Annotated in this window: 28 protein-coding genes and 1 pseudogene; 19 read left to right on the top strand and 10 right to left on the bottom strand. The window is 69.2% G+C overall.

The genetic code is table 11. The features are described from left to right. Positions 1–31 precede the first annotated feature (31 nt). Genes IEY58_RS11205 through IEY58_RS11195 form a run of 3 tightly spaced genes read left to right on the top strand, consistent with a single transcriptional unit; the run spans position 32 to position 2,455 of the window. A complete protein-coding gene (locus IEY58_RS11205; protein ID WP_189045666.1) occupies positions 32–811 on the top strand; it encodes a hypothetical protein in 780 nt (259 codons plus the stop codon). Positions 812–869: 58 nt separating this feature from the next. Further along, positions 870–1,796, top strand: a complete 927-nt coding sequence (ubiA, locus tag IEY58_RS11200; RefSeq protein WP_189045664.1) for a 4-hydroxybenzoate octaprenyltransferase — start codon at positions 870–872, stop codon at positions 1,794–1,796. Beyond that, positions 1,793–2,455 carry a class I SAM-dependent methyltransferase gene (locus IEY58_RS11195; protein ID WP_229743655.1) on the top strand — a complete coding sequence of 221 codons (663 nt, stop codon included), beginning with the start codon at positions 1,793–1,795 and terminating at the stop codon, positions 2,453–2,455. Before ubiA ends, IEY58_RS11195 begins: the two co-directional genes overlap by 4 nt. A gap of 48 nt (positions 2,456–2,503) precedes the next feature. Here IEY58_RS11195 and IEY58_RS11190 read toward each other — a convergent pair whose 3' ends face one another. Further along, positions 2,504–2,743 carry a DUF4170 domain-containing protein gene (locus tag IEY58_RS11190; RefSeq protein WP_189045660.1) on the bottom strand — a complete coding sequence of 80 codons (240 nt, stop codon included), beginning with the start codon at positions 2,741–2,743 and terminating at the stop codon, positions 2,504–2,506. A 184-nt stretch (positions 2,744–2,927) separates the two neighbouring features. Between IEY58_RS11190 and IEY58_RS11185 the strand changes: the two genes are divergently transcribed. Both IEY58_RS11185 and IEY58_RS11180 read left to right on the top strand, forming a co-directional pair. Further along, a complete protein-coding gene (locus IEY58_RS11185; RefSeq protein ID WP_189045659.1) occupies positions 2,928–4,436 on the top strand; it encodes a UbiD family decarboxylase in 1,509 nt (502 codons plus the stop codon). A gap of 15 nt (positions 4,437–4,451) precedes the next feature. Continuing rightward, on the top strand, positions 4,452–4,964 hold the full coding sequence (locus IEY58_RS11180; protein WP_189045657.1) for an O-acetyl-ADP-ribose deacetylase: 513 nt from the start codon (positions 4,452–4,454) through the stop codon (positions 4,962–4,964). Between the two features lie 21 nt (positions 4,965–4,985). On the opposite strand, the gene IEY58_RS11175 is transcribed toward IEY58_RS11180, so the two are convergent. The 4 genes from IEY58_RS11175 to IEY58_RS11160 all read right to left on the bottom strand — a co-directional run bounded on the left by IEY58_RS11175 (position 4,986) and on the right by IEY58_RS11160 (position 7,801). Next, entirely contained in the window at positions 4,986–5,324 is a 339-nt protein-coding gene (locus IEY58_RS11175; protein WP_189045655.1) for a hypothetical protein, read from the bottom strand. Positions 5,325–5,494: 170 nt separating this feature from the next. Next, positions 5,495–5,800, bottom strand: a complete 306-nt coding sequence (locus IEY58_RS11170; RefSeq protein ID WP_189045653.1) for a CcdB family protein — start codon at positions 5,798–5,800, stop codon at positions 5,495–5,497. Beyond that, the gene (locus IEY58_RS11165; RefSeq protein WP_189045651.1) at positions 5,800–6,054 is read right to left on the bottom strand and encodes an AbrB/MazE/SpoVT family DNA-binding domain-containing protein; all 255 of its coding nucleotides are present in this window, start codon (positions 6,052–6,054) and stop codon (positions 5,800–5,802) included. The genes IEY58_RS11170 and IEY58_RS11165 overlap by 1 nt, the downstream gene beginning before the upstream one ends. Positions 6,055–6,115: 61 nt before the next feature. Beyond that, entirely contained in the window at positions 6,116–7,801 is a 1,686-nt protein-coding gene (locus IEY58_RS11160; RefSeq protein ID WP_456057519.1) for a formate--tetrahydrofolate ligase, read from the bottom strand. A 206-nt stretch (positions 7,802–8,007) separates the two neighbouring features. Here IEY58_RS11160 and IEY58_RS11155 point away from each other — a divergent pair, with 206 nt between their 5' ends. The 9 genes from IEY58_RS11155 to IEY58_RS11115 all read left to right on the top strand — a co-directional run bounded on the left by IEY58_RS11155 (position 8,008) and on the right by IEY58_RS11115 (position 17,792). Next, the gene (locus IEY58_RS11155; protein WP_189045649.1) at positions 8,008–9,351 is read left to right on the top strand and encodes a TldD/PmbA family protein; all 1,344 of its coding nucleotides are present in this window, start codon (positions 8,008–8,010) and stop codon (positions 9,349–9,351) included. A 170-nt stretch (positions 9,352–9,521) separates the two neighbouring features. Further along, positions 9,522–10,325 (top strand): UDP-2,3-diacylglucosamine diphosphatase, encoded by an 804-nt coding sequence (locus IEY58_RS11150; RefSeq protein WP_189045647.1) that lies wholly within the window; start codon positions 9,522–9,524, stop codon positions 10,323–10,325. Positions 10,326–10,436: 111 nt separating this feature from the next. Then, on the top strand, positions 10,437–11,438 hold the full coding sequence (locus IEY58_RS11145) for a glycosyltransferase family 4 protein (RefSeq protein WP_189046098.1): 1,002 nt from the start codon (positions 10,437–10,439) through the stop codon (positions 11,436–11,438). A 115-nt stretch (positions 11,439–11,553) separates the two neighbouring features. Further along, positions 11,554–13,422: an ABC transporter ATP-binding protein gene (locus IEY58_RS11140; protein ID WP_308422414.1), complete on the top strand. Its 1,869-nt coding sequence runs from the start codon at positions 11,554–11,556 to the stop codon at positions 13,420–13,422. Positions 13,423–13,425: 3 nt separating this feature from the next. Continuing rightward, positions 13,426–14,172, top strand: a complete 747-nt coding sequence (locus tag IEY58_RS11135) for a lysophospholipid acyltransferase family protein (RefSeq protein WP_189045646.1) — start codon at positions 13,426–13,428, stop codon at positions 14,170–14,172. Continuing rightward, positions 14,169–15,473: a 3-deoxy-D-manno-octulosonic acid transferase gene (locus IEY58_RS11130; RefSeq protein WP_189045644.1), complete on the top strand. Its 1,305-nt coding sequence runs from the start codon at positions 14,169–14,171 to the stop codon at positions 15,471–15,473. Before IEY58_RS11135 ends, IEY58_RS11130 begins: the two co-directional genes overlap by 4 nt. Beyond that, positions 15,460–16,443 carry a tetraacyldisaccharide 4'-kinase gene (gene lpxK, locus IEY58_RS11125; RefSeq protein WP_189045642.1) on the top strand — a complete coding sequence of 328 codons (984 nt, stop codon included), beginning with the start codon at positions 15,460–15,462 and terminating at the stop codon, positions 16,441–16,443. Before IEY58_RS11130 ends, lpxK begins: the two co-directional genes overlap by 14 nt. Beyond that, positions 16,440–17,330, top strand: a complete 891-nt coding sequence (locus IEY58_RS11120; RefSeq protein WP_229743654.1) for a lysophospholipid acyltransferase family protein — start codon at positions 16,440–16,442, stop codon at positions 17,328–17,330. Before lpxK ends, IEY58_RS11120 begins: the two co-directional genes overlap by 4 nt. A 33-nt stretch (positions 17,331–17,363) precedes the next feature. Continuing rightward, positions 17,364–17,792, top strand: a complete 429-nt coding sequence (locus IEY58_RS11115) for a GNAT family N-acetyltransferase (protein ID WP_189045640.1) — start codon at positions 17,364–17,366, stop codon at positions 17,790–17,792. Here IEY58_RS11115 and IEY58_RS11110 read toward each other — a convergent pair. Together IEY58_RS11110 and xseA are read right to left on the bottom strand one after the other, a co-directional pair. Then, positions 17,789–18,268 (bottom strand): cupin domain-containing protein, encoded by a 480-nt coding sequence (locus IEY58_RS11110; RefSeq protein WP_189045638.1) that lies wholly within the window; start codon positions 18,266–18,268, stop codon positions 17,789–17,791. The two genes, IEY58_RS11115 and IEY58_RS11110, sit on opposite strands and share 4 nt — an antisense overlap. Before the next feature lie 15 nt (positions 18,269–18,283). Continuing rightward, positions 18,284–20,081, bottom strand: a pseudogene (xseA, locus tag IEY58_RS11105) (exodeoxyribonuclease VII large subunit). Here xseA and purD point away from each other — a divergent pair. Both purD and IEY58_RS11095 read left to right on the top strand, forming a co-directional pair. Next, a complete protein-coding gene (purD, locus tag IEY58_RS11100; protein WP_189045634.1) occupies positions 19,972–21,261 on the top strand; it encodes a phosphoribosylamine--glycine ligase in 1,290 nt (429 codons plus the stop codon). The pseudogene xseA and the gene purD overlap by 110 nt on opposite strands. 17 nt (positions 21,262–21,278) lie before the next feature. Then, entirely contained in the window at positions 21,279–22,034 is a 756-nt protein-coding gene (locus IEY58_RS11095) for a hypothetical protein (protein WP_189045632.1), read from the top strand. Positions 22,035–22,055: 21 nt separating this feature from the next. Here IEY58_RS11095 and IEY58_RS11090 read toward each other — a convergent pair whose 3' ends face one another. Both IEY58_RS11090 and IEY58_RS11085 read right to left on the bottom strand, forming a co-directional pair. Further along, the gene (locus IEY58_RS11090) at positions 22,056–23,252 is read right to left on the bottom strand and encodes an MFS transporter (RefSeq protein ID WP_189045630.1); all 1,197 of its coding nucleotides are present in this window, start codon (positions 23,250–23,252) and stop codon (positions 22,056–22,058) included. A gap of 107 nt (positions 23,253–23,359) precedes the next feature. Next, positions 23,360–23,821: a nucleoside deaminase gene (locus tag IEY58_RS11085; protein WP_189045629.1), complete on the bottom strand. Its 462-nt coding sequence runs from the start codon at positions 23,819–23,821 to the stop codon at positions 23,360–23,362. A gap of 273 nt (positions 23,822–24,094) precedes the next feature. On the opposite strand from IEY58_RS11085, the gene IEY58_RS11080 reads away from it, so the two are divergent. The 3 genes from IEY58_RS11080 to rsmD are packed head-to-tail and all read left to right on the top strand — an operon-like array spanning position 24,095 to position 26,412. Next, positions 24,095–24,811: a gamma-glutamyl-gamma-aminobutyrate hydrolase family protein gene (locus IEY58_RS11080; protein ID WP_189045627.1), complete on the top strand. Its 717-nt coding sequence runs from the start codon at positions 24,095–24,097 to the stop codon at positions 24,809–24,811. A 4-nt stretch (positions 24,812–24,815) separates the two neighbouring features. Continuing rightward, positions 24,816–25,856: a pseudouridine synthase gene (locus IEY58_RS11075; RefSeq protein ID WP_189045624.1), complete on the top strand. Its 1,041-nt coding sequence runs from the start codon at positions 24,816–24,818 to the stop codon at positions 25,854–25,856. Next, positions 25,837–26,412: a 16S rRNA (guanine(966)-N(2))-methyltransferase RsmD gene (rsmD, locus tag IEY58_RS11070; protein ID WP_189045622.1), complete on the top strand. Its 576-nt coding sequence runs from the start codon at positions 25,837–25,839 to the stop codon at positions 26,410–26,412. The genes IEY58_RS11075 and rsmD overlap by 20 nt, the downstream gene beginning before the upstream one ends. Here rsmD and IEY58_RS11065 read toward each other — a convergent pair. Continuing rightward, positions 26,358–26,510 (bottom strand): hypothetical protein, encoded by a 153-nt coding sequence (locus IEY58_RS11065; protein WP_189045620.1) that lies wholly within the window; start codon positions 26,508–26,510, stop codon positions 26,358–26,360. The two genes, rsmD and IEY58_RS11065, sit on opposite strands and share 55 nt — an antisense overlap. Positions 26,511–26,658: the final 148 nt, after the last annotated feature.

Below are 26,658 nucleotides of genomic sequence, written 5' to 3'. Positions count from 1 at the left end.
GGCGGGTAATTCCCAAGTACGGAGATTTCCGATGGGTCTGTCCTTCTTCAAGAATCTGCTCGGCGTCAAGGCCGACCAGGCCGTGCAGAACGGCATCGAGCTCTATGTCAAATGGGACCCGACCGGCGCCTCCGAAGCCGAGCTCAAGACCATGGAAGGCAAGCTCGACGAGCTCGGCCTCAACGTCGCCAAGGCGCGCGCCCGCTTCACCGACGCGCAGAAGGCGCTCGACACGGCGAACGCGCTCCTGCATCAGCGCATGACCGCGGCCGACAGCCTGCAGGCGCAGATCGAGGCTGCTGCCGCCGACCCGGCGCGCAAGGCGTCCTTGGAAAGGAGCCTCGGCACGCTTGTCGAGCTGCTCGAGCACATGACGCCGGAGGTCGAGCAGGCCAAGAAGGATGCGGCCGACGCCCATGATTTCCTGATCCAGCTCGAGGAGGCCTACGAGGGGCTCGGCCAGAAGCTGAAGAGCGCGCGCGGCGATCTCGAGCGCGCCCAGCGCGAGATGGAGCGCGCGCGCCTCGCCAAGGAGGCCGCGGCCGAGCGGGCCGACATCGCGAAGAGCGCCGCCGGCCTGTCGTCGAACGGGTCGAGCGTCAATATCGCGCTGAAGGCCATGCATGACGCGGCCGAGAAGGACCGGCAGGCGGCCGAGGCGCAGAATGCCAAGGCGGCGCTTCTGAAGCCGAGCTCGCCCGAGACGGACGACCCGAACATCGCCGCCGCCCTCGCTGCGGCCGAGGGCAAGCCCACCCAGCCGCAGAGCCTGAGCGAGCGGCTGGCCGCGCTCAAGAAAAGCGCCAGCTGATCACCGGACGCGGCGCCGGCCCCTTCCCGGCGCCGCCGATCCGGGCTAGAGCTAGCCGATGCGCACGACGACGGGTGGCTTCACCGATATTCGCACCGGCGGCTGGCTCGACCGGGCCCTGCCCGGTTGGGCGATCCCCTATGCCCAGCTGGCCCGCTGGGACCGGCCGATCGGCTGGTGGCTGCTGCTGCTGCCCGGCTGGTGGAGCCTGGCGCTGGCGCCGGCCGCCGGCCCCCCCGCCAGTCCGCCCATCGGGCTGTTCTTCCTGTTCTGGCTGGGTGCCGTCGCCATGCGCGGCGCCGGCTGCACGCTGAACGACATCGTCGACCGCAAATACGACGGAGCCGTCGAGCGCACCCGCGGCAGGCCGATCCCGTCGGGCCGCGTCGCGGTCTGGCAGGCGATCCTTTTCCTGGTGCTGCAACTCGGCGTCGGCGCCGCCGTGTTGCTCAGCATGAACTGGCTCGCGGTGGCCCTGGGCGTCTCGATCCTGGTGATCGTCGCCGCCTATCCGTTCATGAAGCGCATCACCTACTGGCCGCAGCTGTTCCTGGGGCTCAATTTCAATTGGGGGGCGCTCGTCGCCTGGGCGGCGGTGACCGGGCGGGTCGACTGGCCGGCGATCCTGCTCTACCTGGCCGGCATCGCCTGGACGCTGCACTACGACACGATCTATGCGCACCAGGACAAGGCGGACGATATCCAGATCGGCGTCAAGTCGACCGCACTCCGCTTCGGCGAGCGAAGCAAGCTCTGGATCACGGGCTTCGTGCTCGTGACCTTGGCCGGCATCGGCCTCGCCTTCCTCACCGCCGGCGCCGGCTGGCCAGCCTATGCGGCGCTGGCCGCCCTCGCCGGGCATTTCATCTGGCAGATCGCGACCTGGCGCATGGACGACCAGGCCGATTGCCTGGCCAAGTTCAAATCCAACCGCGACGCCGGGTTGATCGTGCTGCTGGGCTGCCTGTTGGCGGCGATCCATTGAGGCCGCTCAAGGGCGCGGCAGCCGCCGCCTTCATCCGCGAACACACCGCGATCGCTCCGCCGTCACTGCTGCCGGAGCTGAAGCTCCATCTCGCAACTGAGATCACGCCGATCTGGCAGGCGACCGAGGAGGCACTCGAACAGGCGAACGTGCCGCCGCCGTTCTGGGCCTTCGCCTGGGCCGGCGGCCAGGCCTTGGCGCGCCACGTGCTGGACAGTCCGCGCGAGCGCTGGTCGAACCGCCGCGTGCTCGATTTCGGTGCGGGCTCGGGCCTGGTCGGCATCGCCGCCATGAAAGCCGGCGCGCGCCTCGTCCGCGCGGCCGAGATTGACCCGGTTGCGTGCGAAGCGATCCGGCTCAATGCCGAATTGAACGGTGTTGAGATCGAGGTCGCCGCGGACGACGTGATCGGCCGTGACCCGGGCGCCGACGTCATCCTGGTCGGCGACATGTGCTACGAGAAGCCGCTGGCCGAGCGGCTGGTCGCCTGGCTCCGCCCCTTGGCCGGGTGCGGCATCGACGTGCTGATGGGCGACCCGGGCCGGACCTACCGGCCGACCCAAGGCTTGGCCGAGATCGCACGCTACACGGTGCCGACCAGCCTGGAGCTGGAAGACCGCGAAACGCGCGAAGGGATCGTCTGGCGCTTGCTGCCGTAACGATCCGCCGTTCCCGCGCAGGCGGGAACGGCGATGATGAGGAACCGCTTACTGCCGCGGCGGCACGCCCTCAGCGAGCGCCGGGCCGTCGCCGGGTGCCGTCTCCGTACCCTCGACGATGCGGAAGCGCGACTGGCAATCGTCGACCGTCGCCCAGGCGCGCGATGCCCAGACGTCGTGCGCCTGCTTGTATTCGTTGAACGGACCGTGCTTCTCGAGCGCCTTGCCCGGCGCGATCGTGGTGAAATCCGTGCCGGTATATTCACCGCCGACGACCCAGAAAGCCATTGGGTGCCTCATAATTCACGTTGGGGGGCGTGCGTGGCGCGAAGATGCGTCAGGCCATGCCGCACTGCAAGAAGACAGTGTTCAGCCCTGCCCTGTTTGCAAACCCTGGTTCCCCTGGTGATGCTCCTGCTTCGCGCTATAGTCGGCGCCGCTCTTTTGGATATATCCTATCGAGGCGTTTTCAATGCCCTATGCCAGTCTGCGCGACTTCATCGACCGGCTCGAAGCCCAAGGACGGCTGGTGCGCGTCAAGACCCCGGTCTCGACCGCGCTCGAGATGACCGAGATCCAGACGCGGCTCCTGGCCGAGCAGGGTCCGGCCGTGCTGTTCGAGAATGTCACCATGGCGGACGGCACCCGCTCCGCCATGCCGGTACTGGTCAACCTGTTCGGCACGGTCGAGCGCGTCGCCTGGGGCATGGAGCGCGAGCCCCATCAGCTGCGCGAGGTCGGCGAGACGCTGGCGTTCCTGAAGCAGCCCGAGCCGCCGGGCGGCTGGCGCGAGGCGCTGGAGCTGCTGCCGCTCTTGAAGACCGTACTCGCCATGAAGCCGAAGTCGGTCGGCTCGGCACCATGCCAGGAGGTGGTACTGCGCGGGGACGAGATCGATCTTAACGCCCTGCCGATCCAGGGCTGCTGGCCGGGCGAGCCGGCGCCGCTCATCACCTGGCCGCTGGTCGTGACCAAGGGGCCGGGGGCGGCGCGCGAGGATGCGTTCAACCTCGGCATCTACCGCATGCAGGTGACGGGCAAGAACACGACCTTGATGCGCTGGCTGAAGCACCGCGGCGGCGCGCAGCATTATCGGCGCTGGGGTGCCGAGAAGCGCGAGCCGCTGCCGGCCGCCGCCGTGATCGGCGCCGACCCGGGCACGATCCTCGCCGCCGTGACGCCGGTGCCGGACACGCTGTCGGAATATCAGTTCGCGGGCCTCTTGCGCGGCAAGCGGGTCGAGCTCGTCGATTGCGTCTCGGTGCCCCTGAAAGTGCCGGCGCAGGCCGAGATCGTGATCGAAGGCCATGTCATGCTGGATGAGTTCGGCGACGAAGGCCCGTACGGCGACCACACCGGCTATTACAACAATGTCGAGCCGTTCCCGGTGTTCCGCGTCTCGGCCATCACCATGCGGAAGAACCCGATCTATCTCTCGACCTTCACCGGCCGGCCGCCCGACGAGCCCTCGGTGCTGGGCGAGGCCCTGAACGAGGTGTTCATCCCGCTCCTGACCCAGCAGTTCCCGGAGATCGTCGATTTCTGGCTGCCGCCCGAGGGCTGCTCGTACCGGATCGCCGTCGTCTCGATGAAGAAGGCCTATCCGGGCCACGCCAAGCGCGTGATGATGGCCGTCTGGTCGTTCCTGCGCCAGTTCATGTACACGAAGTTCGTCATCGTCGTGGACGACGACATCGACGCGCGCGACTGGAAGGACGTGATGTGGGCTGTATCCACGAGAATGGATCCAGCCAGAGATATCACCGTGATCGAAGGCACGCCCATCGACTACATGGACTTCGCCTCGCCCGAGAGCGGCCTCGGCGGCAAGATCGGGCTCGACGCCACCAACAAATGGCCGCCCGAGACCCATCGCGAATGGGGCACCAAGATCCGCATGAGCGACGAGATCATCGACCGCGTGACGCAGAAATGGGCGAGCTACGGCCTGCCGGGTTCAGGCAAGCCGATCTGGAAATAGCGGAGGGAGGCTCAGATGACGCCCAGAGAGCGCATGTCGATCATCGAGGGCGACATCACCAAGCTCGCGGTCGACGCCATCGTCAATGCCGCGAATAGCTCGCTCTTGGGCGGCGGCGGGGTCGACGGCGCCATCCATCGCGCGGCTGGGCCGGAGCTGGTCCACGAATGCCGGCTCTTGGGCGGCTGCAAGACCGGCCAGGCGAAGCTGACCCGCGGCTATCGGCTGCCGGCGAAATACATCATCCACACGGTCGGCCCGGTCTGGCAGGGCGGCAGTGAGGGCGAGCCCGAGCTCCTCGCGAGCTGCTATCGCGAGAGCCTGAAGCTCGCGACCAAGCACGCAATCAAGACGATCGCCTTCCCGGCGATCAGTTGCGGCGTCTATGGCTACCCGGTCAAGGCAGCGACGGAGATTGCGGTCCGCGAAGTCTCGGACTATCTCGCCGCCGACGCCTCGATCGAGCAGGTGCTGTTCGCCTGTTTCGGCGCCGCCGTCACCGCCGCCTATCGCGCAGCCCTCGGCTGAGTCGACGTCACTGAGCCGACGTCACTCTGGCACCAACGGGTTCTTCCCGTTCGGCGGCGGCTTGATGATCGGCGTGCTGTCCGGACCCGGGTTCGGCGGGGGCTTGGTCATGTTCGGATCGATCCCGGGCTCTGGCGCGATTACCGACCCATGCGGGCCGTCGACGCTGCCCGTCGCGTTCTTGTCGAGCGGCATCGGATGCGGCTTGATGGGCGCGCCATATTTCTCCGGCGGCGCCTTGTCGGGATCGATCTGTCCATTAGGATCAGTCTGGGGCGTCACCTGAGCGGCCGCGGCGCCAGCCAGCGCCAGCGCGGCCGCAACGGCGAGCGCCTTTGGCGTCAGGTGTAGAACTCGCATGGCATTCCTCCTTTGGAGGGCGGCCGTCAGCTACCCGGAAGGCGTCGTTTTGGGCCGCCTCACCCAGTAAAAGGCGCGCGGACGCCAACTCGTTCCGTCCCGGCCGCACTTTGCCGCGGATTGACCGAGCGAACGCGCGCCGCCTTGCACCAGCCGGGGCGCCTCGCCGGCTAAACGCCCGAGCGGAGCAGATCGACGGCAGCACCGATTTCCATGGACCGGTCGCCGAGATTGACGATCGATTTGCCCAGATCCCGGCGATAAACCGCTGCCAGCCGGTGCGTCAGCAGAACGTGTGCGCGACCTTCGATCAGAAATATCGGATGCAGGGTTTCGGACACGCGCTTGAACAAGTCTGCCGGCACAAGCGGAACGACGACCCGGGTATCGAGGTCACGCAACAGGTCATGCTGGATGTCGAGCAAATAACGCGCCGCCGAGCCGCCGCGCGGGTTCAGATGCACGTCGTACTGCATCAGAAGGGCCGCTGGTCGGGCTCGAAAATTTCGTTCTCCCGGTCCCACGCCGCCATTTCCAGCAGCGCTTCCCTGTTCGTCGCCAACCAAGCCTCGGCAGAGGGCTGCAGGCGCACGAGGCTCACCCGACCGTCCTCGATCCGGTATCCGAGCAGATCACCGGGCCCGATGCCGAGCACGGCCCGGACCTCCTGCGGCACCGTTGTCTGCGCCTTGCTGGTCAACTTGCTGGCAACGAGCTTGGGCACGGCCATGAGTTCTCTCCTTCGAGGAGAAGGGTAAGGATTTTTCCTTACGATGTGAAGCCCGGTCGGCTCAGCTCAGCCCGATGATGTGCCCGCCGGCGTCGACGCCGATTCGTTCGGCGGCGGAGTGGCGCGGCAGGCCGGGCATGGTCAGGATGTCGCCGCACAGCACGACGACGAAGCCGGCGCCGGCCGACAGGCGGATGTCGCGCACCGGCACGACATGGCCCTCGGGCGCGCCCAGCCGCCCGGGATCGGTCGAGAAGCTGTACTGGGTCTTGGCCATGCAGACCGGCAGATAGCCGAAGCCGTCGGCCTCGAGCACCGCGAGCTTCCGGGCCGCGGCCGGCGCCACGTCGATGTCGTGGGCGCCGTAGATCTCGCGCGCGATCGTCCGGATCTTGTCGGTGAGCGGCATTTCGCTCGGATAGAGCGGCTTGAAGCGGGCGGTGCCGCCGTCGGCCAGGCGCACGACTTCCTCCGCCAGGTCCGTGGCACCGATGCTGCCCTCGGCCCAATGGCGGCAGAGATGGACCGCGACGCCGAGCTCGGCGCAGATCGCGCGCACCGCCTCGACCTCGGCCGCCGTGTCCGAGGTGAAATGGTTGAGCGCCACCACGACCGGCAGGCCGAACTTGCCGAGATTGACGATATGGCGCCGGAGGTTGGCCGCCCCCGCGCGGACGGCCGCGACATTCTCGGCCGCGAGATCGGCCTTGGCGACGCCGCCGTGCATCTTGAGCGCGCGGACCGTCGCGACCACGACCGAGGCCGCCGGCGCAAGACCGGCCATGCGGCACTTGATGTCGAGGAACTTCTCGGCACCCAGATCGGCGCCGAAGCCGGCCTCGGTCACGACATAGTCGGCGAGACCCAGCGCCGTCTCGGTTGCGAGCACCGTGTTGCAGCCATGGGCGATGTTGGCAAACGGCCCGCCATGGACGAAGGCAGGCGTATGCTCGATCGTCTGCACCAGGTTCGGCTGCAGCGCGTCCTTCAAGAGCGCCGCCATGGCGCCGTGTGCGTTCAGCTCCGACGCCAGCACGCGCCGGCGGCTCTTCGTCTCGCCGATCACGATGCGGCCCAAGCGTTCCTTGAGGTCATCGAGCGAGGTCGCGAGGCAGAAGATCGCCATGACCTCGCTCGCGACCGTGATGTCGAACCCGTCCTCGCGCGCAGCACCATTGTTGCCGAGGCCGACCACGATCTGCCGGAGCGCCCGGTCGTTCAGGTCCATCGCGCGCTTCCAGGTGACGCGGCGCGGATCGATGTCGATCAGGTTGCCCCAATAGACATGGTTGTCGATCATCGCAGCCAAGAGGTTGTTCGCGGCGCCGATCGCGTGGAAATCACCGGTGAAATGCAGGTTGATCTCGTCCATCGGCACGACCTGCGCCCAGCCGCCGCCGGCCGCCCCGCCCTTGGCGCCGAAGCAGGGGCCGAGCGACGGCTCACGCAAGCAGATCGCCGCGCGCTTGCCGATACGTTGCAAGGCATCGCCCAGGCCGACCGTCGTCGTGGTCTTGCCCTCGCCGGCCGGCGTCGGGCTGATCGCCGTCACCAGGATCAGCTTGCCGCGCCGTTCGGCCCGGGCTGTCGTGACGAAATCCATGGCGAGCTTCGCCTTGTGCGGCCCGTGGCGATAGACGGCTTCCGCCGGGATGTCGAGCGCCGCCGCGATCTGCTCGATCGGTTTCGGGTGGGCGGCGCGGGCGATCTCGATGTCGGTGAGCGGCGTGGGTTGGATCTGGTTCACCGGCAGACTCTTCGCGGCAATCAGTGCAGAGGTGGAGGCGATCGCTGATGTGCAAACGATCGATCCCTGCCATCTACACCAGCCGGCCGCGAAGCGGAAGCCGACTCGGCAACGCAGCCCATGTTGCCGACGCGTCACCCTTCCACTGGCCGGAGCCCCGTGAGCCGGCCTAGAATGGCCACAAAACCATCCTCGAAGGAAACCCGATGACCGCGACCGACCAAGCCCTCGACCTGCTGACCGACCTGATCGCCCGCGCCAAGCGCGCCGGCGCCGATCACGCCGACGGCGTGCTGTTCGAGGGCATCTCGATCGCCCATGCCCAACGCCTGGGCGAGATCGAGAAGCTCGAGCGGTCGGAGGGCTACGACCTGGGCCTGCGTGTGCTGGTCGGCAAGCGCCAGGCGATCGTGTCGTCGAACGACCGGTCGGCCACGGCACTCGACGCGCTGGTCGAGCGCGCCATCGCCATGGCGCGCGTCGTGCCGGAGGATGAATTCTGCGGCATCGCCGCACCAGACGAGATCGCGCGCGACTGGCCCAAGCTCGACATGGTCGATCCGGACGAGCCCGCGACCTCGGTGCTGATCGAGCGGGCGGCACGTGCCGAGGCGGCGGCGCGCGCGGTTGCGGGCGTCACCAATTCCGACGGTGCCGAAGCAAGCTGGAGCATGAGCCGCGTGGCGCTCGTCGCCTCGAACGGCTTCGCCGGCGGCTACGCCGGCTCGGGCCACGGCGTCTCGGTCTCGGTCATCGCCGGCACGGGCGACGGCATGGAGCGCGAATCGGACTGGTCGAGCGCCGTCTATGGCGCCGATCTCGAGGATGCCGAGCTGGTCGGCCGGCGCGCGGGCGAGCGGGCCGTGCGCCGCGTCGGCGCGCGCAAGATGCCGACGGCCAGGGTGCCGGTCGTCTATGATCCGCGCGTCGCCTCCGGCCTCATCGGCCATCTGGCCGGCGCCATCTCCGGCCCGTCAATCGCGCGCAAGACCAGCTTCCTCAAGGACAAGCTTGGCCAACAGCTGTTCTCGTCGGCGATCAACATCATCGACGACCCGCATCGGCAACGCGGCCATCGCTCGAAGCCGTTCGACGGCGAGGGCATCGCGAATCGGCGGCGCGCGCTGATCGAGAACGGCGTGCTCACGACCTGGCTGCTCGATCTGCGCTCTGCCCGCCAGCTGGGCCTGAAAAGCACCGGCCACGCCGCGCGCGGGACGTCCAGCCCGCCGGGCCCGTCCACGACCAATCTCTATCTCGAGCCGGGCAGCCTCAGCCCCACAGCGCTCATGGCCGACATCGAGAGCGGCCTCTACATCACGTCGCTCATGGGCCAGGGCGTCAACGGCGTCAACGGCGACTATAGCCGCGGCGCCTCGGGCTTCTGGATCGAGAAGGGCGAAATCACCTTTCCGGTCAACGAGATCACCGTCGCCGGCAACCTCATTGAGATGTTCCGCAACTTGACCGCCGCGAACGATCTCGAGTTCCGCGGCGGCACCAATGCGCCGACCGTTCGCATCGACGGCATGACCGTCGCCGGCGCGTGATTTGAGCCTATGTCGAGTAATTCGAGCGAGATAGAGTATGAATACTTTATGACAAGTCTGTGAATCGGGCATCTCAACAATATGACATTTAGTAGTCAGAGCTTATTGCTTGACACTATATATAGAATCACTATGTTCTGCGGGCAGACAGTCGACTGCGAGCGCGGACCATGACGTTTCTCGGCCCGGATAGAGAGTATCGCGCAATCTGGATTTCCGACGTGCATTTGGGCACGCGGGGATGCCAGGCGGAATTCCTCCTCGATTTCCTGCGCTACAACGATTCGGAATATCTTTACCTGGTCGGCGACATCTTCGACGGCTGGCGGCTGAAGAAGTCGTGGTTCTGGGCACAGAGCCACAACGACGTGATCCAGAAGATCCTGCGCAAGGTGCGCAAGGGCACCAAGGTCGTCTATATCCCGGGCAACCACGACGAATGCCTGCGCGACTTCTCGGGCGCGCAGCTCCAGTTCGGCGGCATCCAGCTGCAGGACGAGGCGATCCATGAGACCGCCGACGGCAAGCGCCTCCTGGTGATCCACGGCGACGCGTTCGACGGCGTCGTGAAATACGCCAAGTGGCTGGCCCATCTCGGCGACTGGGCCTATTCGACCGTGCTGGGCCTGAACGTCGTGTTCAACCTCATCCGCCGGCGCCTTGGCTACGGCTACTGGTCGCTGTCGGCCTACCTCAAGGCCAAGGTCAAGAACGCGGTCGAGTTCATCGGCGACTACGAGAAGGCGGTCGCCGAGGAAGCGCGCCGGCGCGGCGTCGACGGCATCGTGTGCGGCCATATCCATAAGGCCGAGATGCGCATGATCGACGGCGTGCTCTACTGCAACGACGGCGACTGGGTCGAAAGCTGCACCGCGCTCGTCGAGCATTTCGACGGCCGGCTCGAGATCGTTCATTGGATGGAACAGCGGGCGTTCGACCCGCTGACGCGCGAGCTCAGGCCCGCGGTGGCCTGAGCGCAGTTGCTTGGCGGCAGCCGCTTGACAACGAGGACAGTGACGATGGATGGCGGCATGATCAGCGCCGGCGCGCCTCTTCCCGTGGCCGGGCTGTTGCCGGAGACGCCCATGCGCATCGCGATCGTGACCGACGCCTGGCTGCCGCAGACCAACGGCGTCGTCAGCACGCTGATCGCGCTCAAGCGCGAGCTCGAACTCGTCGGCCATGACGTGCTGATGGTGACGCCGGAGCAATTCACCACCATCCCCTGCCCGACCTATCACGAGATCCGCCTGGCGCTCGTCCCCGGCTTCGAGGTCGAGCGGATCCTGACCCGGGCGAAGCCGGACTCGATCCATATCGTGACCGAGGGGCCGCTCGGCATCGCGGCGCGGCGCTTCTGCCGGCGCCACGGCCTGCCGTTCACCACCTCGTTCCACACCAAGTTCCCGGATTATATCGAGGCGCGCTTCGGCATTCCGCCGAGCTGGACCTACGAGCTCTTGCGCCGCTTCCATGCGCCGGCCGCCTCGGTCATGGTCGCGACCGAATCGATCCGGCAGGAGCTCGCGGCGCACGGCTTCACCCAGCTCTCACGCTGGACCCGCGGCGTCGATCTCTCCCAGTTCCGTCCGCTGGCCACCAAACCCGCGACCGACTGGCCGCGGCCGATCTTCACCTATGTCGGCCGCGTCGCGGTCGAGAAGAACCTGCCGGCCTTCCTCGACCTGGACCTGCCCGGCACCAAGCTGATCGTCGGCGACGGGCCGGCGCGCGAGACGCTCGAGCGCCGCTATCCGCACATCCGCTTCGTCGGCCGGCAGGTCGGCGAGGACCTGGCCAATTTCTACGCCATGAGCGACGTGTTCGTGTTCCCGAGCCGGACCGACACGTTCGGCCTCGTCATGCTGGAGGCCTTGGCCTCGGGCGTGCCGATCGCGGCATTGCCGGTGCCGGGCCCGATCGACCTCATCGAGGATTCGGGCGTGGGCGCGCTCGACTGGGACCTGAAGCGGGCGGCGCTCGCCTGTCTTGACATCGATCCGGATGCCTGCCGGGCGCGTGCGCTCGAATTCTCCTGGGCCACTTCGGCGCAGCAGTTCCTGTCGAACCTGCATCGGCTCGGCTAGGTTCAAGAAGTCCCGGGTCGCGCGGCGTGCAGGGGCGCCCGACTCGGGTCCTGATTGCCAGCGGGCCTGTCGGGGCGGTACAAGCGCGCTCATCCCTCGATGAAAAGGCGCATCCTTGACCGAACCGGCCCCCGACAAGGCCAATATTGCTGAAGCACCGCCGCAGCCCCAGGCGAAACGGGCGCGCGGCGCTGGCAGCGTCCGGCTGATGCGCCGGCTGATGCGCGAATTCGCGCGGCCTCATTGGGGCAGGATGGCGCTCTCGGTCGTGTGCGGCGCGCTCGCAGCGCTCGCGACCTCGGCCAACGCCATGCTGGTGAAATACGTGCTTGACGATGCGTTCAAGGAGAACGCCGCGTTCGAGACGCTCTATCTCATCGCCGGCGCCGCCATGGCGCTCGCCGTCCTGAAGGGCATCGCCGGCTATTTCCAGACCGTGCTCATGACCACGGTCGGCCAGCGGGTGATCGCCGACATCCAGAACCGGCTGTTCGGCCGGCTCATCCATGCCGATCTCGCCTTCTTCCAGGCGACACCGTCGGGCCAGCTGATCTCGCGCTTCACGACCGACGCCAACCAGCTGCGCTTCGCGTCCACCCAGGTCTTCACCGTGCTGGGCCAGCAGGCGCTGACGCTCGCGGGCCTGCTCGCCACGATGTTCTATCAGGACTGGCTGTTGGCGATCATCGCCTTCGTCGTCTTCCCGCTGGCGATCGCGCCGGTCCGGCGCATGAGCCGGCGCATGCGCAAGGTCTCGCTCAATTTCCAGGACGAGATGGGCCATTTCAACGCGCTTCTGTCCCAGGTTTTCCAGGGCGCGCGGCACGTGAAGGCCTATGGCATGGAAGCGCATGAGACCGCACGCGCGGTGGCGCTGACCGAGCGGATCTATCGCCTGTTCGAGCGCGCGTCCCGCGTGCGCGCCGCGGCCTCGCCGCTCATGGAGAGCCTGGGCGGCGTCGGCATCGCGCTCGTCATCCTCTATGGCGGCTGGCAAGTGACGCATGGCGCGCGTACGGCCGGCGACTTCCTGTCCTTCGTGACCGCGTTGATGCTGGCCTATCAGCCGTTCAAGCAGCTGAGCGGCCTCAACGTCACGGTCCAGGAAGGCATGGCGGCGGCCGAGCGCATCTTCGAGATGATCGACGTGGTGCCGGCGATCCGCGATCGCGCCGACGCCCGGCCGCTCGTCGTGACCGAGGGCGCCATCCGGCTCGACAAGGTCAGCTTCGCCTACCGGACCGGCGACAGCGTGCTGAACGAGATCGACCTCGACATCCCGGCCGGCCGCAAGGTGGCGCTGGTCGGGCCGTCCGGCGCCGGCAAGTCGACTGTGCTCAACCTGATCCCGCGCTTCTATGACGTCGCCGGCGGGCGCGTGACAATCGACGGCCAGGACGTGCGCGACGTGACGCTCGCCTCGCTCCGCGGCGCCATCGGCCTCGTCAGCCAGGAAGTGAGCCTGTTCGACGACACGGTGCGCGCCAACATCGCCTATGGCCGGCCGGAGGCGAGCGAGGCGGACATCGTCGCGGCCGCCACGGCGGCGGCGGCACACGACTTCATCATGGACCTGCCCCAGGGCTACGACACGGTGGTGGGCGAGCTCGGCACGCGGCTCTCCGGCGGCCAGCGCCAGCGCCTGTCGATCGCCCGCGCCATGCTGAAGAACGCGCCGATCCTGCTCCTGGACGAGGCGACCTCGGCGCTCGACACCGAATCCGAGCGGCAGGTGCAGGACGCCTTGAAGCGGCTGATGGCCGGCCGCACCTCGGTCGTCATCGCCCATCGACTGTCGACCGTCATCGACGCCGACCTGATCTATGCCATCGACGGCGGCCGGGTCGTCGAAGTCGGCCGGCACCAGGAGCTGCTGCAGCGCCAGGGGGTCTATGCCCGGCTCTGGGCCCTGCAGTTCGCCGACCAGGGCGAGCCGCAGGAAGATCGATTGGCGGACGGGCGACTGGCCGGGGTGCGCGGCTGATCGATGGCCTGGACCAAACGGCTTCTTCGCGCGGACCGGACCCGGCAGATCCTCTGCTGGTTCGTCGCCGTCTATATCCGGCTGGTGCATCGGACGAGCCGCTTCTCGACCGAGGCCGCCGACATCCCCCATGCCTTCTGGCGCGAGCGGAAGCCGTTCATCCTGGCATTCTGGCACGGCCGCCTGCTGATGGCGCCGATGGCCTGGCCCAGCGACGCCAGCATGAACATGCTGATCTCCGGTCATAATGACGGGCGAATCATCGCGGACGCCATAGGTCATTTCGGCCTCGGAACGATCGTCGGCTCGAAGTCGAAAGGCGGATCGAGCGCGCTCCGGGCGATCGTGCGCGCCTTGAACGACGGCCAGAACGTGGGCTTCACGCCGGACGGGCCGCGCGGGCCGCACATGCGGGCGAGCGCCGGCGTGATCGCGGCGGCGCGGCTCGGCCGCGTGCCGATCATTCCCTTGAGCTACGCCACGACGCGCCGGCGGATCCTCAGCAGCTGGGATCGGTTCCACCTGGCGCTGCCGTTCAGTCGCGGCCTGTTCCTGTGGGGCGAGCCGATCGAAGTGCCGGCCGACGCTGACGCGGCGGAGCAGGAGCGGCTGCGTCAGCTCCTCGAGACGCGCATGAATGCGCTCACGGCCGAAGCCGATCGCCGCTGCGGCCATCCGCCGGTCGAGCCCGCGCCGATCGAGCCGGCGCCCCTCGAACGGACGCCGGCCGAACCGGCCGCAGCCCGATGAGCTGGCTCGCGGCATATCGCACGGCAACATGGGCGGCGCTGCCGGCCGTGAAGCTGCTGCTCGCCCGGCGCACCCGGCGCGGCAAGGAGGATCCGGCACGCCGGCGCGAGCGCCTTGGCTTCGCCGCGCGGCCGCGGTCGGCTGGCCCGCTCATCTGGGCCCATGCCGCGAGCGTCGGCGAATCGCTCTCGCTGCTGCCGTTGATCGACCGGCTCTTGGCGCGGCTGCCGACGGCGGAGATCCTGGTCACCTCGGGCACGGTGACGTCCGCCGGCCTGCTCGCACAGCGGCTGCCGCCGCGCGCGTTTCACCAATATGTGCCGATCGACCATCCGGGTGCGGTCGAGCGTTTCCTCGATCATTGGCGGCCAAATCTCGCGATCTGGGTCGAATCGGAGCTCTGGCCGAACCTGATCGCGGCAACAAGCCGGCGCCGCGTGCCGATGGTGCTGCTCAATGCCAAGATGTCGGAGCGCGCCATGCGCGGCTGGCGTCGCTTTCCCGGCCTCATCCGTACCTTGCTCGGCGCGTTCGACCTGGTCCTGGCCCAGGACGAGACCCAGGCGGCGCGGCTCAACCGGCTGGGTGCCCGATCGGCCGTGACGGTCGGCGACCTCAAGTCCTCCGCCGCCCCGCTGCCGGCCGATGCCGCGGAGCTCGCGGCGCTGACCCAGGCGATCGGCGACCGGCCGGTCTGGCTTGCGGCGCAGACCCATGACGGCGAGGAGGCGATCGTGGCCGACGCCCATCGCCGGATCGCGGCCGGGCGACCGGGGCTCCTGACCCTGCTGGCGCCGCGCCACCCGAACCGGGCGCCCGCCATCGCGGCGCTCCTGGCCGAGCGCGGCCTGACCGTCGCCCGCCGCTCGGCCGCGGCACCGATCGAGCCCGCGACCGATCTCTATCTGGCCGACACGCTGGGCGAAATGGGCCTGTTCTATCGCCTGGGTGGCATCGTGCTCGTCGCGGGCTCGCTCTTGGCACCCGGCACGATCGGCGGCCACAACCCGATCGAGCCGGCGCTCCTGGGGGCCGCGATCCTGCACGGGCCTGACATGGTCAATTGCGCCGCCAATGCCGCAGCGCTCGACGCGGCTGGCGGCGCGTGGCCGGTCGTGGGAGCGGCCGGTATCGCCGAGGCGGTCGGCGCCCTGCTGGACGATCCAGCCCGGCGCACGGCGATGGGCCGCGCGGCCGAGGCGGCAGCGGCCGCCGAGGCCGGCGTCGTCGACCGGGCGCTCGAGCGCCTGGAGCCGCTGATCGCGCCGCTCGCGGCCGGAACTTCCCATGCACGCGCCTGAATTCTGGCGCCGCCGCGGCTGGCCGTCGCTGGCGCTGACGCCCGCAGCACTGGCATTCGGTGCGGCCGGTCGGCTGCGGCATGCGCTCGCCCACCCGGCAACGGCGCCGGTGCCGGTCCTGTGCGTCGGCAACCTGGTGGTCGGCGGCGCCGGCAAGACGCCGCTCGTCATCGAGCTCGCCCGCCTGCTTGGCGAGCGCGGCCATCGCCCGCATATCCTGACCCGCGGCTATGGCGGCGCGCTCGCAGGCCCGGTCCGAGTCGATCCGGCCGAGCAGGATTTCCGCGCGGTTGGCGATGAGGCGCTGCTACTTGCGGCGGCGGCGCCAACCTGGGTCGCGCGCGACCGCCCCGCCGGCGCCCGCGCCGCCGCCGCGGCCGGGGCGGAACTGATCCTGATGGACGACGGGCTGCAGAACCCGTCGCTCGCGAAGAACCTGGCGTTCATTGCGGTCGACGCCGGCTATGGCTTCGGCAACGGCCGGGTCATGCCCGCCGGCCCCTTGCGCGAGCCGCAGCGGCGCGGCCTCGAGCGGGTGCAGGCGGCCGTGCTGATCGGCGAAGACCGCGAGGGGCTCGGTGCCATTCTTGCCCGCCGCCTGCCGGTTGCGCGCGCGCGGCTGGTGCCGGACGGCGATGCGGCCCCTTGGCGCGGCCGGCGCGCCGTCGCCTTCGCCGGCATCGGCCGGCCGCAGAAATTCTTCGACAGCCTGACGGATCTCGGCGTCGACCTCGTCGCCGGCATCGGCTTCCCGGACCATCACGCCTATCGCCGGGACGAGCTCGCCGACCTGATCGCCCAGGCAGAGCGCGCCGAGGCGGCCGTGGTCACGACGGCCAAGGACTGGGTCCGGCTGCCGGCCGACCTCCGCCCGCGCGTCGAGACCCTGCCGGTGCGCCTCGCCTGGGCCGGCGCGGAGGACCAGGCGCTCATCGAACGGCTCGTCCTGTCGCTCTTGAGCCCGTCGTGAGCGACGAGATCATCGTGACGCGCGGCCAGCGCATCGAGGCAACGTTCGCCGGGCTCGCTTTGCGTCTCTTCATGGCCTTGCCGCGCGCCCGCGCCTCGGCCGTGGGTGGCTGGCTCGCGCGCCTGATCGGGCCGCGCCTCGGCATCACCAAGCGCGCCCGGCGCAATCTCGCGCAGGCGCTGCCGGGACTCGACCGCACGGCCCAGGATCGGGTCATCACCGAGATGTGGGACAATCTCGGCCGGGTCGTGGGCGAATTCCCGCACTTGAAGACCATGGACGCCTTCACGCCCGGCGCCGCCATCGAGGCCGAGGGGCTCGAGCACGTCGATGCCGCGATCGCTCGCGGCAAGCCGCTCATCTTCTATTCCGGCCATTTCGGCAATTGGGAAGTCGCGGCCTTGGCGGCGGCGCTTTATGGCATGAAGCTCGCCGCGGTCTATCGGGCGGCCAACAACCCGCTGGTTGACCGCATGATGATCGCGCTCCGCCGCGATCTCGGCGCCGATCCGATCCCCAAGGGACCGCAGGGTGCCCGCAAGATCCTGAGCGCCATTCGCGCCGGCCAGTCTCTTTGCATGCTGGTCGACCAGAAGATGAACGACGGCATCGCCGTGCCGTTCTTCGGCCGCGACGCCATGACGGCACCGGCGATCGCGGAGCTGGCGCTGCGCTTCGATGCGACGGTGCTGCCGGCCCGGGTCGAGCGCCTGCCGGGCGCCCGCTTCCGCGTCACCGTCTTTCCGCCGCACGCCTTGCCGGCAAGCGGCGACCGGGCGGCCGATGTGCTGACGCTGATGACGGCGATCAACCGCACGCTCGAAGAGTGGATCCGGGCCAAGCCCGGCCATTGGTTCTGGCTGCACCGGCGCTGGCCAGACAGTTAAAAGACCGGGCAACTGAAAGGGGAGACGGCAGGGATGGAATTGTTCGAAGTGACGCGCGACGGCTTCACGGTCAGCACCGATCCCGGCCGGCTCGACCTGGCGCTCGTCCACCGGGTGATGTCGACCGAGGCCTACTGGGCCGAAGGCCGGCCGTTCGAGGTGGTCGCCCGCTCCTTCGCCCATTCTCTGCCGTTCGGCGTCTATGCGCCCGACGGGGCACTCGCTGGCTGGGCGCGCGTCATCACCGACTTCGCGGTCCACGCCTACATCGCCGACGTCTGGGTGATGGCGAGCCATCGCGGCCGAGGCCTGTCGAAATTCCTCGTCGAGACCATGCTGGCCCATCCGGATCTCCAGGGCCTCAAGCGCTGGCGCCTCAACACGCGCGACGCCCATGGACTCTACGCCCAGTTCGGCTTCACGCCGCTCGAGGATCCGACCCGGTCGATGGAGCGGCGTTAGCCGCCGATATCCTCGCCGTACCAATAGTCCCGGGTTTCCGACTTCACGTAGATCTCGCCGGTCTGCGGCACCAGGACCTTGTTCGAGTCGGGATAGACGCACACGTCGTTCGGCTTGCTCTCGCCAATCATCAGGAAGCGGCACACCGCGTCGCTCTCGTTGATGAGGCAGTGGCCGAGCTTCTGCCCGGCCGGGAACACGACATAGTCGCCGGCCTTGACCTTGTAGCGCTCGTCACCCAGCCGGAGCGTCGCCTCGCCGGCCAGGATCATCATCTGCTCCTCCTCCTCGGCGTGATAGTGCAGCGGGCAGGATTGCTTGCCGGGCAGCAGCTCCTCGATGAGCACGCCGACATGGCTGGCGCCGCCGAACTTGCCGATCCGGCGCACCCGGCTGCCGAAGCGCGCGCCCTTGGACCATTCTTCCCAGGGGACACTCTCGATCGAAAAGGGCTTGGTCGCTTGGGGCTCGCTCACTTCGGTCCTCCCGGGTCAGAACAGGCTCTGTTGGCGGTCTTCGGCCGGTGGTTTCGGCTTTTTCGCGGGTTTCTGCGCCGCGGGCGGTGGGTTGCCCAGCGCGGCCGGCCCGTCCTCGGCGCGGGCCGGCACGGTCGCGTCGTGGAAGCGCAGCGTCAGCGCCATGCCGGGCGTGATCGCGGGGGCGGTCAGCGGCTGGCCAGCCCGGTCCTCGACCACGGCATAGCCGCGCTCCAGCACCTTGAACGGCGACAACGATTCCAGCACCTGGGCGAGCCGCTCCAGCCGCTCGCCGCGCTGCGCCGTGTCGCGCCGGGCCGCGGCGTCGAGCCGTTCCCCCAAGCCCGCCAGGTCCTGGCCGCGCCGGTCGAGCGCCGGCAGCAGCGGCACGGCCGCGAGCCGCATCCCTGCTTGATCGAGCCGTTCCGTCGCGCGCTCGAGCAGGCGCTCCAGCGCTGGCGCGAGACGCGCCGCGGTGCCGACCAGATGGCGCTCGTGCTCGGCGATCTGCTGGCGCGGATGCTTCAGCTGTGCTGCTGCGGTCGCGACGCGCGCCGCGCGGTCGCGCAGCAGGGCCGCAATCGAAAGCTTGAGCCGCTCGGCCCGATCGTCGAGCCGCTGTTCCGCCGTCTCGATGAGGCGCACCGGGTCGGGCAGGCCGCGCGCCAGGCCCTCGAGCCGCATGCGCCGGTCGTCGACCAGGCGGGCCGAGGCGGCGTCGAGCCGGCTGCCGAGGCTGCGAACCTCGGTCAAGAGGTCAAGCCGCACCGGCACCGCCATCTCGGCCGCAGCGGTCGGCGTCGGCGCGCGCCGGTCGCTCGCGAAATCGATGAGCGTCGTGTCGGTCTCGTGGCCGACCGCGGAAATGAGCGGAATGCGGCTCGCCGCCGCCGCGCGCACCACGATCTCTTCGTTGAAGGCCATCAGGTCTTCAAGGCTGCCGCCGCCGCGCGCCACGATCAGCACGTCCGGCCGCGGCACCGGGCCGCCGGGTGCGATGCGGTTGAAGCCGTCGATGGCGCGCGCCACCTGCTCGGCCGCCCCCTCGCCCTGGACCGCGACCGGCCACAGCAGCACATGGCGCGGGAAGCGCTCGTTCAAGCGATGCAGGATGTCGCGGATGACGGCGCCGGTCGGCGAGGTCACGACGCCGATCACGTGGGGCAGATAGGGCAGCGGCCGCTTGCGCTCGGTCGCGAACAGGCCCTCGGCCGCGAGCTTGCGCTTGCGCTCTTCCAGCAGCTTCAAGAGCGCGCCCTCGCCGGCCAGCTCCATCTGCTCGATCACCATCTGGTATTTCGAGCGACCGGGGAAGGTCGTGAGCCGGCCGGTCGCGATCACCTCGACGCCGTCGGCCGGCTCGACCTTGAGCCGCCCGGCCGTGCCGCGCCAGCACACGGCGTCCATGACCGCGTCCATGTCCTTGAGCGCCAGGTAAATATGCCCGGAGCTGTGGCGTTTGCAGCCGCTGATCTCGCCGCGCACCCGGACATAGCCGTAGGCCTGCTCGATCGTGCGCTTCAAGGCGCCCGACAGCTCGCTGACGGAATAGACCGGGACATTGGTAGGCCGGGCGCCCGCTGCGGGGGTGCCGGGCTCTGAGGAGGGGGTATCCGAAACCATGGGCTATGATATGAAGCGCCAGCCGGCCGGCCCGCAAGCCCGCCGATGCTGCCGGACGGTTCGGGACGAGGGGGTGAGGAATGCGGATTCTGGTCGTGGGCTCGGGCGGGCGCGAGCATGCCCTGTGCTGGGCGTTGCGGTCCTCGCCCCAGTGCGATGCGCTTCTCTGCGCGCCCGGCAATGCCGGCATCGCGGCGATTGCCGACTGCCGCGCGGTCGCCGCCACCGATCTCGACGGCATCCTCAAGCTTGCCAAGGCCGAACGCATCGATTTCGTCGTGGTCGGGCCGGAGGCACCGCTCGTCCTGGGGCTGGTCGACCACCTGGAAGCGCACGGCATCAAATGCTTCGGCCCGACGAAGGCCGCGGCCGAGCTCGAAGGCTCCAAGGGCTTCACCAAGGATCTCTGCGCCAAATACGGCGTGCCGACCGGCACGTACTTGCGGACGCGCGATCCGATTGCTGCCAAGGCCGAGATCCGCCGGCGGGGTGCCCCCATCGTGGTCAAGGCCGACGGGCTCGCCGCCGGCAAGGGCGTCGTCGTGGCGCATGAATTGGACGAAGCGCTGGAAGCAGTCGATGCCATGATGCTCGACCGGCGCTTCGGCGATGCCGGCGTCGAGATCGTGATCGAGGAATTTCTTGCCGGCGAGGAGGTGAGCTTCTTCGCGCTCGTCGACGGCACGACCGCGGTGCCGCTCGCCTCGGCACAGGATCACAAGGCGGTCGGCGACGGCGATACCGGCCCCAACACCGGCGGCATGGGCGCCTATTCGCCGGCGCCGGCGCTGACGCCGGAGGTCGAATCTCAGGTGATGGATCGCATCATCCGCCCGTCCTTGGCCGGCATGGCGGCCGAGGGCAAGCCGTTCAAGGGCGTGCTGTTCGCAGGATTGATGCTGACCGACAAGGGGCCGCAGCTCATCGAATACAACGTCCGCTTCGGCGATCCGGAATGCGAGGTGCTGCTCCGGCGCCTGAAGTCGGACCTGCTGCCGGCGCTGCTCGCGGCGCGCGACGGCACGCTCGACCAGGTGACGCTCGCCTGGCGGGCGGAAGCGGCGCTGGGCGTCGTGATCGCGGCCGAGGGCTATCCCGGGACACCGCGCAAGGGCACGGTCATCGCGGGGCTCGACGCCGCCGGGGGCGCCGCCCCCTCGGTCGAAGTCTTCCATGCCGGCACGGCCGCCAAGAACGGCGCGATCGTCGCCGACGGGGGGCGCGTGCTGGTCGTGACCGCGCTCGGTGCCTCGGTCGGCGAGGCGCAGAGCCGCGCCTACCAGGCGGTCGACGCAATCCGCTGGCCGGAGGGCTTCTGCCGGCGCGACATCGGCTGGCGCGCCGTCGCGCGCGAGCGGCACGGCGGCTGATCCCGGTGCCGGGATCGGTGCAGCGAGCATCGGCCGGCCTGCTGGCGGGCCTGCTCGCCATCGTTCCGGCAGCATCCGCGCACGCGGCGGAGGCACGGGTTCCCGTAGGCTACGCCATGCACCAGAGCTTGCCGCTCGATCGGGCAACGAACGGTGTCGACGGGGCCTTGCAGATTCTGGAGGACGCCCGCCTTACCCCGGCGCTACGCCGGAACATGTGGGGCCAGACGGCCGACACCGATCTGGTCCTGGCTGAGAAGAACCCGCTGCGCAAGAGCTTCGCCAAGATGCCGCTCAAGCCCGCGCATCTCCGGCTCGTCGACAATGCCGGCAAGGTGGTGGAAGACCAGGCGTTCGAGGTGCCGCTCGCCGAGCTCGACCGTCAGCAGCTCCACGACGGCCCGGCCACGGTCCTGCTGACGACGGACCACAGCATCGGCACGGGCTCCTATGCCGGGCTCGAGACCAGCCTGTGGGCAGTCGTCCAGGGCGAGCTCATGCCCGAGCCGCTGCCCGGCCGGAAGGTCCTGGTGGGCTCACTCAAGAACGCCTGGAAGATCGTCGAGGAGAAGACGCCCCAAGGTGCGGCGGCCAAGGCGGTCCAGGTGGTCGCCTGCCATCCGAATTTCGCCAATCCGAACTGGGCGGCGACCGAGGAGTTCGTCGTCGAGCTCACGACCTATCGCTTCGCCGGTGGCGCCTGGCAGGCGGCGACGAACAGCTTGACCGGCTATTGGGAGAACGACGGCGCCTGGCCGGACGATTTCCCTTGAGAGGGTTCAGGCCCATGGGGTTCAGGCCGAAACCCGCGCCACGGCCGGGCGCGCGCTCACCACATGGATCACGGCGGCGATGAGCGCCAGGGCGAGCCCCAGCCCCGAGACCGCAAGCCAGCCGCCGAGACCCCAGGCGAGCGCCCCCAGCGCCGAACCGGCCGAGCCGCCGACGAAATAGAGCACCATGTAGACCGTGTTGATGCGGCTGCGCGATTCCGGCTGCAGCGCATAGACGCGCGACTGGTTCGAGACCTGGGCGCCCTGGACGCCGAGATCGAGCAGCAGCACGCCCACGACCAGGCCCACGAGCCATTTGCCGGCGAGCGCGAACACCACGAAGGCTGCGAGGGTCGTCACGATGCCGATGCCGACCGTGCGGCGCGGTCCGCCGCGGTCGGCGAGCCGCCCGGTCAACGGGGCTGCGAGCGCGCCGGCGATGCCGACCAGGCCGAACAGGCCCGCGACCTGCGGCCCCAGGTGATAGGCCGGGCTCGCCAGATAGAGCGTCAAGGTCGCCCAGAAGGCGCTGAACGCGGCGAACAGCAGGGCACCCACGATCGCCGCCTCGCGCAGCACCGGCTCGGCGCGGAACAGGTGCCAGAGCGAACGCATCAGCGCCGGATATTTGAGGCGCGAGGTCGGTGCCGTACGGGGCAGCAGGCGCACCAGCACCAGGAACATCGCGACCATCAATCCGGCGGCGATCCAGAACATGGTGCGCCAGCCCAGATATTCGGCAACAACGCCCGACAGGACGCGCCCGCCCAGGATGCCGATCAGCAAGCCGCTCATGACCGTGCCGACGACCTGACCGCGCCGCTCCGGAACGGCGAGATGCGCCGCCATCGGCACGATCTGCTGGACGAGCGTGGTAAGCACGCCAACCGCCAGGCTCGCCCCGGCCAGCACCGCAAGACTGGGCGCAGTGGCGGCCACGGCGAGCGCCGCCACCAGGCCGATGAGTTCGATCAGGATCAGCTTCTTGCGGTCGAACCGGTCGCCGAGCGGTGCCAGCAGCAACAGGCCCAGCGCATAGCCGACCTGGGTCACGGTCGGCACGACGCCGGCGACGGCCGGATCCTTGAGGCTAGCCGCCATCTCGGCCAGCATCGGCTGGTTGTAATAGATATTGGCGACGCCGAAGCCGCAGGCGCCGGCCATCACCAGCACGGCATTGCGGGTCAGCGGCTTTTCGGTCGCAGCAGCGGACGACATGGGCAGGGGCAGCCTGTCTCGAACGGGACGGACCGGTCATATTTGCACGCGCAACGATCGCGTCCAGGGCGTGCAGCCTTTGAGCTCCCTTGCCGAATCAGCAGGGCTCAGCGCCGCGCCTGGAAAAAATCCCGTAACAAAACCGCCGACTCGGTCTCGCCGATGCCGCCATAGACCTCGGGCCGATGATGGCAGGTCGGCTGGTCGAACAGGCGGACGCCATGGTCGACCGCCCCGCCCTTGGGATCGCCCGCACCGTAATAGACCCGGCGCAGCCGCGCGAAGGCGATGGCGCCGGCACACATCGGGCAGGGCTCGAGCGTCACGTAGAGATCGCAGTCCGGCAGCCGCGGGCTTTCCATGAGCGCCGCCGCGGCGCGGATCGCCAGCAGCTCCGCATGGGCGGAGGGGTCGTTCAGTTCCTCGGTCCGGTTGCGCGCCTCGGCCAGGATCCGGCCGGTCGCAGCCTCGACCACGACCGCACCGACGGGCACCTCGCCGGCCGCCGCCGCCGCGCGCGCCTGCTCCAGCGCCCGATCCATGAAGCGGGGTTGGCGGCGCGAGGTCATGAGCCCGTCTCTGTTATCCCCTCTCCGCCCCCGGGGGCGGAGAGGTCGGGTGAGGTGGGGGATTCCAGCGCCGTTCCCGAGAGAAGCGCGGTGAATGGTTCCTGGCCGCGGCAGGAGCGGCGCGTTCCCCACCTCACCCAGCCTCTCCGCCCCAATGGGGCGGAGAGGGGAAAGCGAGTGGCTACCGCCACGCGGGCCCGGCCCATGCGCGGCCTGCCGTTGCGCCCTTTTGCCCGGACGCCTATGGTCGGCGCTCGACCAGAAGGATCGTTCATGTCCCGCCCCGTCATCATCGGCCTTACTCTCGATTCAGAGCAGCCCGGTGGCTACTCCAAATTTCCGTGGTACGCGATCCGCGAGAATTATTGCGGCGCCGTCGTGCGCGCCGGCGGCCTGCCGATCCTGCTGCCGCACGAGCCGGATCATGCGGCCGAGTATCTGGACCTGATCGACGGGCTGATCGTGACCGGCGGCGCGTTCGACGTCGACCCGGCGCTGTTCGGATCCCAGGATCGGCACGACACGGTCACGACCAAGGACCGGCGCACCGCGTTCGAGCTCGCGATCACGCGCCTGGCGCTCGCCGCCGACAAGCCGGTCCTCGGCATCTGTGGCGGCCAGCAGCTCCTGAACGTGGCCTTGGGCGGCACGCTCGTCCAGCACATCCCGGACGAAGTCGCGGACGCGCTCGCCCACGAGCAGCCCAATCCACGCAACGAGCCCGGCCACGAGGTCGCGATCACCGAGGGCTCGATACTGCACCGCATCACCGGCACCGCGCGCGTCGCGGTCAATTCGGCCCATCACCAGGCGGTCAAGACCGTCGGCCCCGGCGTCATCATCGATGCGGTGGCACCCGACGGCGTCATCGAGGGGATCGAGATGCCGGGCCGGCGCTTCTGCCTCGGCGTGCAGTGGCACCCGGAATTCGAGATCAGCCCGCCGGACGAGGCGATCTTCCGCGCCTTCGTCGCGGCGGCGCGAGGCTAGCGCCATGAGCGACGACGCGATCGAGCCGACCGAGGACAACGGCGCCCCCGCTGCCGAGAAGGGCGATCGCATCGCCAAGGTGCTGGCGCGTGCCGGCCTCTGCTCGCGCCGCGATGCCGAGCGCTGGATCGAGGAGGGCCGGGTCGCGGTCGACGGCCAGGTGCTGACCACGCCCGCCGTGGTCGTGACGCCGGGCTCGATCATCCTGGTCGACGGCAAGCCGATCAAGGAGCCGGAACCGTCGCGGCTCTGGCGCTATCACAAGCCGGCCGGCCTCGTCACCTCGCACAGGGACGAGAAGGGCCGGCCGACCCTGTTCGAGAGCCTGCCGCCGGAGCTGGGCCGCGTCATCTCGGTCGGCCGCCTCGACCTCAATTCCGAGGGCCTGCTGCTGCTCACCAATGACGGCGAGCTCGCGCGCAAGCTGGAACTGCCGGCAACCGGCTGGGTCCGGCGCTACAAGGTGCGCGTCCACGGCGCGGTCGATCCGGAGCGCTTCCTGCCGCTGGCGCAAGGCATTGTGATCGACGGCGTGCGCTATGGCGAGATCAAGGTCGAGTTCGAACGGCAGAAGGGCTCGAACGCCTGGGTGACCGTGGCGCTGACCGAGGGCAAGAACCGCGAGATTCGCCGGGTGTTCGAGCATCTGGGCTATGTCGTGACCCGATTGATCCGCCTGTCCTATGGGCCGTTCCAGCTGGGCCTCCTGCCGCGTGGCGCCATCGAAGAAGTGCCGCGGCGCGTGCTGCGCGACCAGCTGGGCCTGGGGGCGGCCAAGGACAAGGGGGCGACGACGCGCAAGATGCTCTCGCTCAAGGACAAGCCCGCGGCCGAGCCGGCCAAGGCGCGCGTCCGCCCGCCCAAGCCCCATCGCGCGGTCGAGCCGCCGCCGAAGCGCGGCCGGCGAGCCGAGGGACGCGCCCAGGGCGATCCACATCCGGCAGCGGTAGCCAAGCCGGTCGGCGCCCGCGCCACGCGCGCCGCCGGCAAGACGGAGAGCACCCGGAAGCCCGGAGGCCCGCGCGGTGCGGATCGTCGGCGGTAGCCTGCGCGGCCGGCCGCTCGCGGCACCCGAAGGGGCCGCCGTCCGGCCAACCAGCGACCGGGCGCGCGAGGCGCTGTTCAACATCCTGGAGCACGGACGCTGGGCCGCCGACGGCTCGCCGGTCGCGGGCGCGCGCGTGCTCGACGCCTTCGCCGGCACCGGTGCCTTGGGCCTTGAAGCACTGTCGCGCGGAGCAGCCCACGTAACGTTCCTGGAGCAGGCATCGAGCGCCTTCGCCGTGCTCAAGGACAATGTCACGCGCCTCAACGCGGGCGATCGCGCCGTGCTGCTGCGCGGCGACGCGACGGCGCCGACCCGCGCGCCGGCCGCTTGCTCGCTGGTGTTCCTGGACCCGCCCTATGGCAAGGATCTGGGGCCGTCGGCTCTCGCAGCCTTGGCGGCCGCCGGCTGGATCGCCGAGGATGCGGTGGTCGTGCTGGAAGTGGGGGCCAGGGAAGCGCTCGCGGCACCCGATGGCTTCACGATCGAGGACGAGCGCCGTTACGGTGCCGCGCGCCTCGTCCTGATGCGGTACGGCAGCGCCACGCGGACATAGTCCATGACGACGGCCGGATCGCCGAGCTTGTCGAGCCCGCTCGCGACCAGGATCACGCCGAAGAGCACCTGACCGAAGAGCGGCAGCGCGTTCGCCATCTTCTCCTCCACCCGCCGGTCCGGCCGCCCCGATGACGGCATGGTCTGGCCCTGAAGGAGAGATACGTCGCGGCGGTTTCCGGGATAATTGCGGAAAGACCAGAAGGACTATCCGCCCGGGCTGGACAATCGGGCGAGGGACATTAGA

It is taken from the genome of Aliidongia dinghuensis, assembly GCF_014643535.1.
Taxonomy (GTDB): Bacteria; Pseudomonadota; Alphaproteobacteria; order ATCC43930; family CGMCC-115725; genus Aliidongia; species Aliidongia dinghuensis.
Note: the sequence above shows the minus strand (reverse complement) of the source record. Positions and strands in the feature narration are given on the sequence as shown.